Genomic DNA, 14,817 nt, shown 5'->3' with positions numbered 1-14,817 from the left:
GGCTACAATACATATTACGAATGACAATTAACAACTTACACTTATACAACTACAACTATAAGACACGAAGCAATCCCGATTTACAGTCGCCCTGTATGGGTTGGATTTGCTTCGTGTCTGTTTTAACACCATAAAACTTTGGCCATGTAACGGCCAACCAAATTGTTACCGCGCTACCCTACCATATCTTCACTCGTTTATCCGGATCTATCCACATCTTATCACCTTTCTTAATATGAAAAGCTTCGTAAAATTCAGGCACATCGGTAAACGGCCCGTTAACACGCATAAAACCGGGCGCATGTTCATTGGTTAGGATCTGACTCGAAAGTGATTCTTTCCTGTCCTGCGTAAGCCAGCCTAATGAGTATCCTAAAAAATAGCGCTGTAAGGGTGTTAACCCGTTAATGAGTTTACCCTCTTTATATTGCTGTGTTTTTTTGAACGCGTCAAGACCTATTACAATGCCGCCGAGGTCGGCAATGTTCTCACCTTGAGTAGCTTTGCCATTTACATGCAAACCATAAATGCTGTAACCATTAAACTGGTCGATAAGCATTTTGGCACGTTGACTAAATTTTACCGAATCCTGCGGTTTCCACCAGGCTTTAAGGTTTCCGGCAGCATCAAACTGGCGGCCCTGGTCGTCAAAACCGTGGGTCATTTCGTGGCCAATGGTTGAGGCGGCAGCATAGCCGTAAATGACGGCATCATCAATATTTTCATCCTTGTAACCGGGAATGGTAAAAATGCCGGCAGGCAATACAATCTCGTTGTTTGACGGGTTATAGTAAGCATTATAGGTTTGAGGCGTGATGTCCCATTCAGTACGGTCGACAGGTTTGCCTAATTTAGCTGCATTGAAATTATGCCACCATTCGTTTGCCCGCAATACGTTGAGGGCGTAAGGGCCCCGGTTAATTTCCAGTGTTGAAAAATCCTTCCATTTATCCGGATAACCAACTTTAGGGACAACTTTTGACAATTTGTAGTAAGCTTTCTCCTTGGTTTCGGGGCTCATCCAATCCAGCTTTTCAATATGCTCTTTAAAGCTGGTGCGCATTTCTTCAACCAGTTTTACGTAACGATCCTTTGTTTTTGCGGGGAAATATTCTTTTACAAAAATCTGTCCCAATACCTCACCCATCAGGCCGTTTTCTGTGTCCAGCACCCTTTTCCAGCGGGGAAGTTGGGCTGTACTGCCATAAATCACCTTGTCATAAAACCGAAACACTTCCTGATCAAACGGGTTGCTCAGGTATGGCCCAAAAGCAGTGACCAGGCTCTTGCGCAAGTAATTTTTCCAGTCATCTATCGAATAAACTTTTAGTGCCTTGTTCAGCGCCCTGTAATACTCCGGCTGGCCAACAATTACGGTATCGGAATTTTTGTAGTCCATCTTTTCAAAAGTGGGTTTCCAATCAATGTCCGGCGCCAGCTTGCTAAGGGCGGCAAGCGTCATTTTGTTATAGTTATGGTATGGGTCGCGCAGGTCTTCCAGTTTACGGCTGCTATCAGCCAGGAAAGTTTCCAGCGAATAAGTTTTCTTAGCGGCCGCAGTTGCCCTATCGGCAGGCAGACCTGCCAGTTTAAATATGGCGGGCAGGTAATTATTTTGATAGTCGGTACGGATAGCTACGCTATGCGCATCTTTATTAAAGTAGTAATCGCGGTTAGGCATACCAATGCCCGATTGGTATAAACCCAAAGCCATCTTTGCACTGTTCTTAGCATCCTGCCCAACATAAGCGCCGATAGGCTGTGTAACGCCAATCCTTTGTAAGTGTGCGAACTCCTCAACCAGGCTTTTGATATCCGTTATCCGGTCAATTTTATCCAGTTCATCTTTCAGTGGTGCAAGCCCCTGTTTTTCGATGTTAACGGTATCCATCCCGCTGAAATAAAAATCGCCTATTTTTTGGGTGTTGCTGCCCTTCGGGGCATTAGCTTCAAGCGCATCCTCGTTGATCTTTTTCATCTTGTCGCGCAACTCTTCCTGCACAACATTGCCGATGCCCCAGGCAGCGTACGCCGCCGGAATAGGATTTTTGCGAAGCCAGGTTCCGTTGGCATATTTAAAGAAGTCATCGCCCGGTTTTACGGTGGTATCCATATTATGGATCACTGGGTCGCCGGCTTCGTAAGCTTTTGTTTTGTCGGTTTGGCTACAGGCGCTAAGCAAGATGCCAAGCGCGGCGGCAACTATGGATAAGGATTGGGTTTTTCTGTTCATTTTTTAGGTGTGTGTATGAATTAAAATACAACAACTGTATGGTAAAATAGAATTTAGGACAGCTTATTTTTTAAAATATGATAATTTATTATATCTCCTGGAAAAAACCTGCTAAGGAAACGTTAAAATAATAACAAATTTTACGAAGTGTTTCCAACCTGATATCAATAATACCTGATTCGAGCCGGGCAATATTTATGTGCGTTTCGTTAAAAAACTTCTCCTGCGTAACCTGATTTTGTTTGCGTAAGGTTTTAATCTGCAAGGCAACTTTGCGTTTAAATGCGCTATTAGTGTCGTTAAGGTATTCAAAATCAGTTAAAAGCATGACTGGATCGGCTAATATGATACTTTGTATTTTTTGTGCAAGCTAAATATAAAATAACACCATTACATTTTATATACAGATATTATTCTTTTATAAAAATGGGCGACTAACGTTTAAACATGAAATATTAATGCCACAATTTTATAATTATGGCAAAGGATTTGTATATAGCTATTCGCCCTGTATCATCTGTGAAAAAATAAAAGATTTAGTAACATCTACCTGTGAAAAATTAAATTGAATTCTCAGACGCCCAAGTTGAGATTTTTTGTTCTTTGTTTTGGGTTTAATCAATAGTTTAAATTAATTAGGGGAAAGGGAGCTTCAAAAAAAGCTCTCTTTTTTTGTTTATAAAAATTACTATGCATGCATAGTAATTTTTATATATTTATGCTTTTAATTATACCCATGTATTTTGAACTGACCGAAGAACAAAAAATGATTCGCCAGGCTGCGCGCAATTTTGCGCAAACCGAATTGAAGCCAGGTGTTATTGAACGCGACGAACAGCAAAAATTCCCTGCCGCACAGGTTAAGAAACTTGGTGAACTGGGTTTCCTGGGCATGATGGTATCTCCGCAATATGGCGGCGCTGGCATGGATGCCATATCATATGTGCTGGTGATGGAAGAACTTTCAAAAATTGACGCATCCACGTCAGTAATTGTTTCTGTGAATAATTCGCTGGTATGCTATGGATTGGAGAAATATGGGAGCGAAGAACAGAAGCAAAAATATCTGGTACCGCTGGCCAAAGGCGAATGCATCGGCGCTTTCTGCCTTTCGGAGCCGGAAGCCGGCTCTGATGCTACGTCACAAAGCACTACAGCCATTGATATGGGCGATCATTACCTGCTTAATGGTACTAAGAACTGGATCACCAGCGGAGGCAGCGCATCTACCTATATTGTAATTGCACAAACCAACGCCGAAAAAAAGCACCATGGTATCAATGCTTTTATTGTTGAAAAAGGAATGCCGGGCTTTACTGTTGGCCCTAAAGAGAACAAGATGGGCATCCGCGGCTCGGATACCCACTCGCTGATGTTTGCCGATGTTAAAGTGCCTAAAGAGAACCGCATTGGCGAAGACGGCTTTGGGTTTAAGTTTGCCATGAACGTACTGGATGGTGGTCGTATAGGTATTGCTTCGCAGGCTTTAGGTATTGCTTCAGGTGCTTACGAACTTGCAGTGCAATACGCTAAGGACCGCAAAACTTTTGGTAAATCGCTTGCCGACCATCAGGCTATCCAATTTAAGCTGGCCGATATGGCTACTGAAATTGAGGCAGCACGGTTGATGTGCCTTAAAGCGGCATGGTTTAAAGATCATGGAAAACCCTATGCCCAGGCATCATCAATGGCAAAACTGTATGCATCTGAAGTAGCTATGCGCACCACCACCGAAGCGGTGCAAATTCATGGCGGGTACGGTTATGTGAAAGAATATCACGTTGAACGCCTGATGCGGGATGCAAAAATAACCCAGATTTACGAAGGAACATCTGAAATTCAAAGAATTGTCATTTCGCGCGGATTGTTGAAATAACGGCGCTGTTTTTATACCTTTGAAAGTATATAGATTAAGTAGACTATATATTTAAGTATGACTTTCAAAAATATTATAGCCGGTATTTGCGGATTACTATTTCTGCAAACCGGCTTGGCTCAAACCAAACTAAAAACCGGTGTGTGGCGCGGTGCGCTTAAAACTAAATCAGGCACCGAAATCCCTTTTAATTTCGAGGTCAACAATAGCGGTGGTAAACAACAATTAGCTATCATTAACGGTGCCGAGCATTTCAAAGTAACGGATGTTGCTACCAAAGGCGATTCCGTTTTTATCCATATGCCGCTGTTCAATTCGGAATTTAAGCTGAAACTTAATGGAGATAGCCTTAACGGCAACTGGGTAAGGCACCTGGCGGATAATGATCTCCTTGTTCCGTTCAGCGGCCGGCCTAATACTTCATGGCGCTTTTTTAAGAATACTGAAAACCCGGCATTTAATATCACAGGCCGCTGGTCGGCGGTGTTTGGCGAAGGCGAGGGCCGCGATACCACCGTTGGCGAGTTTAAACAGGATGGCACCAAACTTACCGGTACATTCTTAACTACCACGGGCGACTATCGTTTTTTAGAAGGAACGATGAATGGCAATAAACTCTACTTATCAACCTTCGACGGAGGCCATGCCTATACCTTTACCGCTACTATCGGTGATGATAAAACCATTACCGATGGTAAATTTTACGCCGGCTATTCGGCAGTTCAATCCTGGACCGCTGTAAAGGATGAAAACGCCCAACTGCCCGATGCATATTCACTCACTTCATTGAAACCGGGGTATAAAAAAATAGCTTTCAGCTTTAAGGACCTTGATGGCAAAACTGTTTCGCTTGATGATGCCAGGTTCAGGAACAAAGTGGTAATTGTGCAGATATTGGGTTCATGGTGCCCAAACTGCATGGACGAAACGGCTTATATGGTTAACTATTATAAAAAATACCACAACAAAGGAGTTGAGGTGATAGGTTTGGCTTATGAACGCACCACAGATTTTGAAAAATCAAAAAAAGCGCTGCAGCAGGTAAAAGACAGGTTTAAAGTACCTTACCCGCTGTTGGTGACCGGCTATACCAGCGATAAAAAACAAACCGCCCAAAGCCTGCCTATGTTATCAAAAGTGGTTGGTTTCCCCACTACCATTATTATTGACAAAAACGGCGACGTGCAAAAGATCCATACTGGTTTCAACGGCCCGGGAACAGGTGACCACTATACCGAGTTTATCAACGAGTTTGAGAAGCTGACGGATGATCTAATCCAGGCCCCACCCGCTCCCTAAAGGGAGTGCTTATATGCACGCGCGCTTTTCAAAAGAAGATTTTAAACAAAAAACGCATTGCTGTCGGCAATGCGTTTTTTGTTTATGCTTAAAAAGGAGGGCTTGAAGGCAGGCCCTTCCTTTAAGGAGCGGGAGGAGCGACCTCAACGCCAAAATACGCTTCCAACTCATTTAACGTTGATGAGCTGGTTGCAATATCTTTAATGATCACGCCTTTTTCCATCAGCAGGATCCGGTCGCACACATCAGTGATGTGGTTAAGATCATGGCTGGATACTATGGTAGTTACACCCTTATTCCTGTTCAGATCTTTCAGCAGGTTTTTAAGCCTGAACTGGGTGCTTGGGTCGATATTGGCAAAGGGCTCGTCCAGCATGAGCAATTGAGGTTCCTGCAACAGGCAGGCCGCTACACCAACTTTGCATTGGTTACCTTTTGACAGGTCGCGGATGTACTTCCCTTTCTTCAGGATCTCGCCATTAAAAAAATCGGTCAGGCTAACTAACACCTCGTCAACATATGTGCGGTTATGACCATGCAGCCCTCCTATAAAATAAAAATATTCTTCGGGTGTAAGGTAGTCTATCAGGAAACCTTCATCAAGATAAGCAGCGGTGTAATCTTTCCACTTCTCATGACCGGCTACAGTTTCTCCGTTTGAAAGGATTTCGCCACTTTCGGCGCGAATAAGGTCGAGCACCATCCGGAACAACGTAGTTTTGCCTGCGCCGTTATTACCTACAAGGCCAACGCTTTCGCCTTTGTTAATTTGCAGGGCGGGTACATCTACAACGGTAATCCCGTTATAAACTTTTTTTAAATTTCTTACTTCAATCATGGTTATTTGTTTCTGAAGCCTTCGGCAACGGTATAACGTTTCTGTATAAAATCCTCCTCCAGTTTTTTAACCCAAAAATCGCGGGTTAAAATGAATATGATCCCTGTAACAGCCAGCATGGCCAGGCCGATGTCCGCGTGTTTGAACAGTGAGAACGGAAGATAAATAATATACGGTGTGATCATCAAGGGAAACGAAATAAGCATTTGCGTTGCCCCCACCCCTTCCCAATTAAACGACGCGCCTTTTGACAGATCTATCCGTTTGGCATTGCGGTTAGCAAAAAACAGTACAATGGTTGTGTTGATGCCGATATTCCACAGGTACATTACAAAATGTACCAAAACAATGCGCCAGCCAAAATAAGCATAAGGCGTAGTCAATATAAAAGCCACGGTTGATACCATGGTAAACAGCAGGTATTTTGCCTTTAAAAAATCGCGGAAATTAATTTTGCTCACTAACAGGCCATCAAAATGAGCGCCCTGCCAGCTATACATGAACTGCCCATAACTGATAATAAAAATACCAGTCATGAACATGCCCACAAAAATGTACCAGGTTTGTCCGTAATGGCTGTTGGTATAAAATATGAGCCCGTAAAACATAAAGAACAACCCCATAACCAATGCCGATCGTGGCCGCTTATTACGGAAGATCAGCTTCAGCTCGTTTGCGACAAGGTCGCCAACTTTACCAAACCTGTTTAACAACGGAAACTCCGTACTGCTTTTATAAGCCGATGCCTTGCGTGAACTCAGCTCTTCGAGGTACAGGTTTTGCTTTAAGTAGGCAAAATTGATGTAATACATGGTTGCAGCAAGCACAACAGGCAGCAATACCAACACCGGTTTATTGAGCAAATGGCCAAAATATTGATAGGAAATATTACGTACCGAATACAGGTGAAATCTGAAATCGCCGGTAATAATAAGGATGAGCGCCGCTGCGAACACCAGGAAAACCCAACCGTTAAGATTGGCTTTGCGTTTAATAAACAAGGCCATGTAGTTATTGAAAAGCATGAAACCGATAATAGCCAATATAAAAGCCAGCGCAGACAAAGCACCCGAATCGGTAAGGATTACTTTTAGAATAAAAGGTACAAAAAGTATAATGGGCCACAGGTTAAAAACCGAGAGCATGGCCGTAAAGGCCAGATAGCCGACCACCGTATTCCTTTTTATAGGTAAATGAAGATATGGCTGCACCCTTAACGTTGGCAGCTCCTGCAATTGCATGCGCATCATTAGGTCAAACAAAAAATAAAGCAGGATGATACCGCAAAAAGAAACCACTATGTCATCATGCGGAAAAACCTGGCCCAAAATTTCATTCAAAAACAAACCGGCAAGCAAAATACATCCAAAAAGATAAAGGATAAGTAAGCCCATCACCACACGGATAGCAATACTTTTACCTGTGTTTTTTGACCGCCAGAAAGCTTTAAGTTCGTGCCCGAGAAAGGTAGTGATCATACGTATAGACAGTTAAAGGTTAAGGTATAGGTTTTATAAAGCTAAAAGCAGAATGCACAAAGTCCAAAGCTATAAATGTTCTATATAAAAGCTACAGATACGGTGCGCAAAGCCTAAAGTTATAAATTAATTAATATTGGTCAATTCGTTATATGATATTAATTAACAGCCTCTATAAAGCAATGCTTAAGTTAGTATTTATACCTATCGCCCCAAAGTTTTCTTAACTTTTCTTTTGATTCGTTTTCACGCGCATTGTTACCGGGGTCGTAAATTTTTGTTCCGCGGATAGCATCCGGCAGAAAATCAAGGTCGGTAAAATTACCTTCGTAGCTATGGGCGTATTTGTAATCCTTGCCGTAGCCTATGTTTTTCATGAATTTGGTTGGTGCGTTACGTAAGTGCAGCGGCACCGGTAAATCGCCGGTTTGGCGCACCAATGCTATAGCCGCACCAATAGCTGTTGTAGCCGAATTACTTTTGGGCGATGTTGCCAGGTAAATAGCCGTCTGCGATAATATCAGTTGCGATTCAGGCATACCAATCTTATTAACCGCCTCAAAACAACTTTGTGCAAGCAGCAAGGCATTGGGGTTAGCGTTGCCAATATCTTCGGATGCAAGGATCAGCATACGGCGGGCAATAAACAAAGGGTCTTCACCGCCTACGATCATCCTCGCCAGCCAGTAAACTGCACCGTTGGGATCAGAGCCCCGCATGGATTTGATAAAAGCCGAAATGATATCGTAATGCTGCTCACCGGTTTTATCGTACAACGCCATGTTTTGTTGTACATGTTCCAATACAACCTCATCGGTTATTATTATCTCCGGCGTGTCAAAAGCATTTATCAACAGCTCAAAAATATTGAGCAGCTTACGGGCATCCCCTCCCGAAAGGCGCAGCAAAGCTTCGTAATCTTTTATGGTGATGCTTTTATCCTTTAAGATTACGTCTTCCTTCATAGCCTTGTTCAGCAGGTCGATCAGATCGGTTTCGGATAGCGGCTGTAAAATATACACCTGGCAACGCGACAGCAAAGCCGAGATCACTTCGAAAGATGGGTTTTCAGTCGTTGCGCCTATTAACGTAACAATGCCCCGCTCTACAGCCCCCAATAATGAATCCTGCTGCGATTTGGAAAAACGGTGGATCTCATCGATAAATAATATCGGCAGTACCTCGCCTTGTTTCTTTAACAACGATGCTTTTTCTATCACCTCCCTTACGTCTTTTACGCCCGAGTTAATAGCACTCAAAGCAAAAAAAGGGCGGAATAATGATTGTGAAATAATATAAGCCAATGTAGTTTTACCTACTCCCGGTGGTCCCCAAAATATCATCGACGGCAATGAACCCGACTCAATAGCTTTGCGCAGCACCGCTCCCGGCCCAACAAGATGTTTTTGCCCAACATAATCATCAAGCGATTTGGGGCGCATACGTTCAGCTAATGGCGGGAGGTTATTCATAAAAGTAAAATTCAGAAAAGAAAACGCTAAATCCTAAAAAAATTAGTAATTTATAAGATTGGTTTATTCAAACGAAGGGGCGGTAATTATTCAGGAAGACCTGTACTTCTGAATTTTGGAGTCGGTGCGCTATGAAGGGGAAATAACAAACGGTTGAAGACTTACAAAGTCTTTGAAACTTCGTAAGTCTGGGTCTACAACATGTTATCCTTCGACGGTATGACCGACAGGCCTTCTTTTTGTCATCACTCCTTCAAAGGCCATCGCATTTAATCACTCAACATACCTCAATCCTGCGTAATAGGTTCATGATGTGCGTGGCAGGCCTCAGCACAATCGATACAGGCTTTGGCACATTCCTGGCAATGATCGTGCTGATGTTTACCGCACTCCGCAGCGCAAAGACGGCAGATCTCCTCGCATAAAACCAGGTATTGGTGAGCAATAACTGAATCTCTTTGCAATAGGCGGGCTCCCTGGACACATATGTCAGCGCAGTCCCGGTCAAGACTAATGCAGCCGGTCATCATTTTAACATCTTCTTCGTGCAGGCATGAGGTAGCACAGTGTTCGCAGGCTAAAGCGCAATCCAATAATTTTTGAATTATAGCGCGATGATCATGATTTTGCATAATGGTAAATTTTAAGTTTTACTTAATATACTACCTGTTGCAGTTAAAAAAGGTTTGCATTAATTTGAAATGCTATATTATACAAACAAAAAAGGCTGCCTCCATTACGGAAGCAGCCTTTATAAATATATATTGAATTTTTATTAATTACTGTTGGTTAGGGTTTTGATCGCTGTCGTTATTTTCAGGATCATCAGATGGAGTGCCTACAATTTTGTAAGCTTTATTGCCGTCGTCCTGAGTTTCCTGGTAGTAGTAACCATCAGGAGATACAAACAGCTTTTCACCATTGATCTTGATCTTGCGGCAATCCGGTGGCAATTGAGTTACAATGTCACCAATTTGCGGGCCCTGATCAACACTGCTGCCATCGCCGTTGCCCTGATCAGTAGTTAACTGGCCATCTTTACCTGCAATAACGTAAACAGTTGAGCCGTCATCTTTGGTGTATGGCTGGTAGTAAACACCATTTAACTCGTAGTACTGTTCGCCATTGATCATGATTGACTCAGCACCTGAAGGCAAGGTTTTAATCTCGGCCCCTATTGGTGGCTCAACAACGGTATACTGGTCATTGTATTGACGATAGTACAAACCATCGCTATAAAAATATTGGTAATCGCCCCACCAGAAAGGATAGTAACCATATGGCAAGAAACCTATGCTAAAACCTAAACGCGGATAATAGAAGGAATTGTAGTAGTTACGGTATGGATAATAGTAGTGGTTGCCAAAATAACCGCCGCGGCCACCGTAATGGTAAGTACCGGGATAAACCCTGCGACCACCGTATGCATATGAACCACCTCTGTAATAAGTACCGCGACCGCCATTATAAGCGCGCCTGTCTACAGTAGTATAACTGCGGCTACCGTTATATACGGTACGGCCGGTGCTGCCATAACTGCGCTGGGGTGCTACAGATGTGCCATTGGGCCTTACTGCGTAATCACGACCGCCATAACTGCGTTGTTGAGAAGTACCCACACTGCTGCGGGAGTCGGTTCCATAGCTCCGTTGCGGAGCCGCGATAGCGCCGCGTGTGCTACCATTAAATGAAGTTGAGGGGCGGGAAAAACTACCACCGGAAGGACGGGAAAAACTACCGCCTCCGCCACCACCGCCTGACGGTCTTGAACCACCGCCTCCTCCGCCACCGCCGCCACGAGAACCGCCGCCACGTTGTGCATCAGCATTGAATGCCAGGGATAAGCTCAATAAGCCCCCCAATGCAATTGTTAATAGATTTTTATATGTCCTTTTCATGATGAAAGATTTTTTAACAGATCAGCATGGTATTTTTTGCTGATATAAATATATAGACTATTAAATGTTTAAACGGTTTAACGCGTTTTTAATTATTTTTCACTCAAAAAGCGAACCAATACCAGCTATACGTACCGGTTATTGTTTTCGCTACGCTATATCCTCGGCAATAAACAAAAAAGGTTGCTCAAACTGCAGGGTAAAAAAACCATCGTGGGTGGTTTTATACCTATTAGTGCTTGTGGCTTCAAGCCCGCTTATTTGTAAGCCCGACGGATGCGAAAGTACTTCAATGAACTCACCCGCGGGTTTCCACTTACTGAAGCCCGAATTAACCGGGTAGATCTTTTGCCGCTCCCTAAAAATCACCAGGTTTATTTTATCAGCATAAAACAAAAAATCTTTCAGGTCCAGCACATCGGTAATTACATTGACCGCCGGGTAATTATGCGTTACCAGGTATTTTAAAGCTGCGCCTGCCGCATTGTCGCCTCCCGAAGGCATCACCTTCACGTCCGACTGCAAATCACCCGAATCACCATCACTTATTATCCAGTCGATTTTAATCCCTGATGCATCCAGCTTTTCGGCGGTGTTGGCGGTGCAGATCACGGTCGGGCTCCACTCCAGCAACTGCCCCAGCATTTCCTCATCAAAAGTATCCATGCTTAAAACCAGTAAAGCAGGCTCCTGTTTTTCGCGAACTATATGATGTGATGACATTGCTAATGTAGATGGAACAGATGAATATTAAATGAAAATATAAAGATGGGGTTTTTATTGATTGCTGAAACCAAATCAAAGTTTTATGACGGTAGAACATTACAAGAGGGGCACATTTCTGAATTAGTAAAAATTCTAACATTTATTGTTGATTTAAATAAGCCCTTATTCGCGGTGTAACAGGAAAAACATCATTTTCATCAACAGCATCTAATGCCCAATATTCTAACAATGCAAGATGTTCGCTTTTTTTCGGATCCATTATTCTTTTTATAGATGTCCAATAAAAATCGTCATCATCGGAGTCGTATCGCAGCAAAATATCATAGGAGGCGATTATTAAAGCTAAAAAAGCTTTTCTTGTGGATAATTTAAAATCATATGCCTTATATGTAGCCAAAAACTCGCTTAATCTTGCCGGATCAGCCAATTCAATATCCCAATCCTGTTCATCGTCGCCTGCAGGTAGATTTAACAATTTATTGAGATAGTCAGTATCCTCTTTATATAAGATATGCATCGGGGAATTTAATACATTTTCCTATAAAACTCCTTAACCCTTTCAGCAGGATCAGCACCAAGGTTCATGGCTGATGATATCGCAATACCATCGATTCCCGTTTGAAGCAAGGGTTCCACATCATCCGGTTGGATGCCACCTGCTGCTATCACCGGTATACTGATGCCCAGTTTATCCAGTTGGCGATATCCGTTAAAACCAAGCGGGTGATGCCCAACAGGATCCTCTGTATTAATGGATGCAAATGGCCCGTAAACATAATAATCAACCACTCCGGTACTTTGTAATTTCAATAATTCATCAGCACCTGCCGCTGATACCCCAAGAGTTTTATCCGGGCCGATAATCTTGCGGATACTGGCCAGATCAGCATCACTATCATCTATATGCACACCCTGCGCGTCAACGCGGTCAATCAAATCGTAATGATTAGCGATGACCAGGGTCGCACCCCAGTCGTCACAAATTTCGGCTATCTCGTTTATCTCATCAATCAGCTCATCTTCGGGTTTGGTAAAGCAACGGTATTGTACCCAGTTTGCACCCGCGCCGCAAGCCATCTGCACCTGTTGTACATGGCTAAAACCAGGCAGGTCATCTGTAAGATAATGAAATTTAGAAATGTATTTTTTCATTTTATTAAGTCCGAAAGTCGGTGATGTCCGAAAGTCGGAAAGTTTTTAATTATTAAACCGAAAAGCCCAAAAGTTTTGTGTTGTAAACTTTCGGACTTTCCTAACTTCAGACTACTAAACTTAGTTTTTCAGTGCTTCGCTGATAGTTTTACCCACACAACCATCAGGGGCCTGGATATGCAGTAGCGATGCTAAAGTAGCCGAAATATCTGTCATATGTGTTTGGCGGGTCAAACTACCATGCTTAATGCCCCAGCCCATAAATACCAATGGGATATGTGAATCATAAGGGTTCCAGGTACCGTGTGTAGTACCGGTTGGCCCGCGATCGTTTGTGCCATGACCGGTATACCATGCTGGTTTCAGAATGATCTGGATAGCACCGCTATGCTCGGCATTATAACCATTGATGATCATACTGCGAAGCTCATCAGGAACGTTGGCTTCCTGTATTTTTTGCAGGTCGATTGCATAGGCAATGCCTGGTTGTTTCTTCAGGTATGCGATGCAATCTAACTTTATAGGCTCTTCGCTAACGCCTGCTTTTGCAAGGGCCGCGTTATTAAAATTAACCTGGTAATTATCCATACTGATGATCAGGTTATCCACTTTGTATTTATCGCTGATCATCGTGTTCATTTCTTTTGCAGCTTTTCCCTCATCCCAAACACCTGCCGGGATGTTATGGTCTTTCAAGAAGTTAGGGTTGTGGGCAGCGCCATGGTCGGCACTCAGGAAAACCGAATAATTGCCTTTACCTACAGTTGCATCTAAATAATTAAAAAACGCGGCCAGGTCCTGGTCAAGCCTTAAATAAGTATCTTCAACCTCAACCGAGTTAGGGCCAAACTGATGACCAACATAATCTGTTGATGAAAGGCTCACCGCTAAAAAGTCGGTTACTGTGTTTTTACCCAGTTTTTCGCCTTCAATAGCCGCTTTAGCCAAATCAAGCGTCATGGTGTTACCGAAAGGTGTTGAGCGGATCATACCGATACGGCCTTTATAAAGCTCGGAAGTTTTAACCGGTAAAGTAGGTGTAGCGGCGCCTGCAAATTTACCTTCATAACGGTCGCTGTTATCAGGTGCGCTTTGTATGTAAGTATCAACAGGGTATAGCGGGTTCCAATCTTGCTTCAGGTATTTTTCGGCAATTTTTTGGCCGTTGAAAGTTTTAACCCAGGCAGGCAGGTCATTCATATAATAAGTACTGGTGATCCAGTTACCGCTGGCATCATCAAACCAGTAAGCAGCGTTGGCCGAATGGCCCGCGGGAAGGATGCCGCCACGGTCTTTCAATGCTATCCCGATAACTTTTGAGCGAAAGTTGGTAGCCAGCCTCAATTCATCAGTAACCGTGCTAACCAGCAAGTTGCGGGGCGACATTTGCCCTGCTTTTGAAGTGCTGCCAACGGCTACCACCGTGCTGTCGTCGGTGCAATACATGGATTTACCCGTAGCCTGGATAATGAAATCGTTACCCACTATGCCATGTATGGCGGGGATGGATCCGGTATAGATACAGGTATGGCCGGCAGCTGTTACCGTTGGGATATAGTCAATATTGGTATTTTCGCAGGTGAAGCCTTCATTAAGCATGCGCTTAAAACCACCGGTTTGGTAACGGTCATAATAGCGGTACAGGTAATCCCAGCGCATTTGGTCAACCACCAAACCCACAACCAGTTTTGGGCGTGGAATTGATGCAGATGCCGGGGCAGCCGTTGTAGTTTTCTTTTTTTGGGCCGATACCGAAACGGTAGCGAAGGAAAGGGAAATAAGCAGCAGATGTTTAAACTTCATCGCGAAAAAAGATTTTTGATTTCGCCAAATATCAGCAAAGCA

Annotated in this window: 13 protein-coding genes; 2 read left to right on the top strand and 11 right to left on the bottom strand. The window is 43.4% G+C overall.

The genetic code is table 11. The features are described 5' to 3' along the window. Nucleotides 1-178: 178 nt before the first annotated feature. On the bottom strand, nucleotides 179-2,233 hold the full coding sequence (locus MusilaSJ_RS17950; RefSeq protein WP_274986257.1) for a M13 family metallopeptidase: 2,055 nt from the start codon (nucleotides 2,231-2,233) through the stop codon (nucleotides 179-181). Nucleotides 2,234-2,321: 88 nt separating this feature from the next. Then, nucleotides 2,322-2,561 carry a helix-turn-helix domain-containing protein gene (locus tag MusilaSJ_RS17945; RefSeq protein WP_090530481.1) on the bottom strand — a complete coding sequence of 80 codons (240 nt, stop codon included), beginning with the start codon at nucleotides 2,559-2,561 and terminating at the stop codon, nucleotides 2,322-2,324. 408 nt (nucleotides 2,562-2,969) lie between these two features. On the opposite strand from MusilaSJ_RS17945, the gene MusilaSJ_RS17940 reads away from it, so the two are divergent. After that, a complete protein-coding gene (locus MusilaSJ_RS17940; RefSeq protein WP_274986256.1) occupies nucleotides 2,970-4,109 on the top strand; it encodes an acyl-CoA dehydrogenase in 1,140 nt (379 codons plus the stop codon). 57 nt (nucleotides 4,110-4,166) lie between these two features. Then, nucleotides 4,167-5,408, top strand: a complete 1,242-nt coding sequence (locus MusilaSJ_RS17935) for a peroxiredoxin family protein (RefSeq protein WP_274986255.1) — start codon at nucleotides 4,167-4,169, stop codon at nucleotides 5,406-5,408. 121 nt (nucleotides 5,409-5,529) lie between these two features. On the opposite strand, the gene MusilaSJ_RS17930 is transcribed toward MusilaSJ_RS17935, so the two are convergent. The 9 genes from MusilaSJ_RS17930 to pafA all read right to left on the bottom strand — a co-directional run bounded on the left by MusilaSJ_RS17930 (nucleotide 5,530) and on the right by pafA (nucleotide 14,775). Continuing rightward, entirely contained in the window at nucleotides 5,530-6,246 is a 717-nt protein-coding gene (locus MusilaSJ_RS17930) for an ABC transporter ATP-binding protein (protein ID WP_274986254.1), read from the bottom strand. Between the two features lie 2 nt (nucleotides 6,247-6,248). Further along, a complete protein-coding gene (locus MusilaSJ_RS17925; protein ID WP_274986253.1) occupies nucleotides 6,249-7,724 on the bottom strand; it encodes a DUF5687 family protein in 1,476 nt (491 codons plus the stop codon). A 191-nt stretch (nucleotides 7,725-7,915) separates the two neighbouring features. Further along, the gene (locus MusilaSJ_RS17920; protein ID WP_274986252.1) at nucleotides 7,916-9,196 is read right to left on the bottom strand and encodes a replication-associated recombination protein A; all 1,281 of its coding nucleotides are present in this window, start codon (nucleotides 9,194-9,196) and stop codon (nucleotides 7,916-7,918) included. Between the two features lie 287 nt (nucleotides 9,197-9,483). Next, entirely contained in the window at nucleotides 9,484-9,828 is a 345-nt protein-coding gene (locus MusilaSJ_RS17915) for a four-helix bundle copper-binding protein (RefSeq protein WP_274986251.1), read from the bottom strand. Nucleotides 9,829-9,975: 147 nt separating this feature from the next. After that, nucleotides 9,976-11,094, bottom strand: a complete 1,119-nt coding sequence (locus MusilaSJ_RS17910) for a DUF6515 family protein (RefSeq protein ID WP_274986250.1) — start codon at nucleotides 11,092-11,094, stop codon at nucleotides 9,976-9,978. A 150-nt stretch (nucleotides 11,095-11,244) separates the two neighbouring features. Then, entirely contained in the window at nucleotides 11,245-11,817 is a 573-nt protein-coding gene (locus MusilaSJ_RS17905; protein ID WP_274986249.1) for a thiamine diphosphokinase, read from the bottom strand. 142 nt (nucleotides 11,818-11,959) lie between these two features. Further along, nucleotides 11,960-12,337: a hypothetical protein gene (locus MusilaSJ_RS17900; protein WP_274986248.1), complete on the bottom strand. Its 378-nt coding sequence runs from the start codon at nucleotides 12,335-12,337 to the stop codon at nucleotides 11,960-11,962. An 8-nt stretch (nucleotides 12,338-12,345) separates the two neighbouring features. Next, a complete protein-coding gene (locus tag MusilaSJ_RS17895; protein WP_274986247.1) occupies nucleotides 12,346-12,972 on the bottom strand; it encodes a thiamine phosphate synthase in 627 nt (208 codons plus the stop codon). A gap of 120 nt (nucleotides 12,973-13,092) precedes the next feature. Further along, nucleotides 13,093-14,775 carry an alkaline phosphatase PafA gene (gene pafA / locus MusilaSJ_RS17890; RefSeq protein WP_274986246.1) on the bottom strand — a complete coding sequence of 561 codons (1,683 nt, stop codon included), beginning with the start codon at nucleotides 14,773-14,775 and terminating at the stop codon, nucleotides 13,093-13,095. Between the last annotated feature and the right edge of the window lie 42 nt (nucleotides 14,776-14,817).

The organism is Mucilaginibacter sp. SJ (assembly GCF_028993635.1).
Taxonomy (GTDB): Bacteria; Bacteroidota; Bacteroidia; order Sphingobacteriales; family Sphingobacteriaceae; genus Mucilaginibacter.
This window is presented reverse-complemented; position numbering and strand designations above follow the sequence as displayed.

Coding starts and splice junctions, on each gene's coding strand:
- MusilaSJ_RS17950 (WP_274986257.1), bottom strand. CDS start 2,233: ATGAACAGAAAAACCCAATCCTTATCCATAGTTGCCGCCGCGCTTGGC.
- MusilaSJ_RS17945 (WP_090530481.1), bottom strand. CDS start 2,561: ATGCTTTTAACTGATTTTGAATACCTTAACGACACTAATAGCGCATTT.
- MusilaSJ_RS17940 (WP_274986256.1), top strand. CDS start 2,970: ATGTATTTTGAACTGACCGAAGAACAAAAAATGATTCGCCAGGCTGCG.
- MusilaSJ_RS17935 (WP_274986255.1), top strand. CDS start 4,167: ATGACTTTCAAAAATATTATAGCCGGTATTTGCGGATTACTATTTCTG.
- MusilaSJ_RS17930 (WP_274986254.1), bottom strand. CDS start 6,246: ATGATTGAAGTAAGAAATTTAAAAAAAGTTTATAACGGGATTACCGTT.
- MusilaSJ_RS17925 (WP_274986253.1), bottom strand. CDS start 7,724: ATGATCACTACCTTTCTCGGGCACGAACTTAAAGCTTTCTGGCGGTCA.
- MusilaSJ_RS17920 (WP_274986252.1), bottom strand. CDS start 9,196: ATGAATAACCTCCCGCCATTAGCTGAACGTATGCGCCCCAAATCGCTT.
- MusilaSJ_RS17915 (WP_274986251.1), bottom strand. CDS start 9,828: ATGCAAAATCATGATCATCGCGCTATAATTCAAAAATTATTGGATTGC.
- MusilaSJ_RS17910 (WP_274986250.1), bottom strand. CDS start 11,094: ATGAAAAGGACATATAAAAATCTATTAACAATTGCATTGGGGGGCTTA.
- MusilaSJ_RS17905 (WP_274986249.1), bottom strand. CDS start 11,817: ATGTCATCACATCATATAGTTCGCGAAAAACAGGAGCCTGCTTTACTG.
- MusilaSJ_RS17900 (WP_274986248.1), bottom strand. CDS start 12,337: ATGCATATCTTATATAAAGAGGATACTGACTATCTCAATAAATTGTTA.
- MusilaSJ_RS17895 (WP_274986247.1), bottom strand. CDS start 12,972: ATGAAAAAATACATTTCTAAATTTCATTATCTTACAGATGACCTGCCT.
- pafA (WP_274986246.1), bottom strand. CDS start 14,775: ATGAAGTTTAAACATCTGCTGCTTATTTCCCTTTCCTTCGCTACCGTT.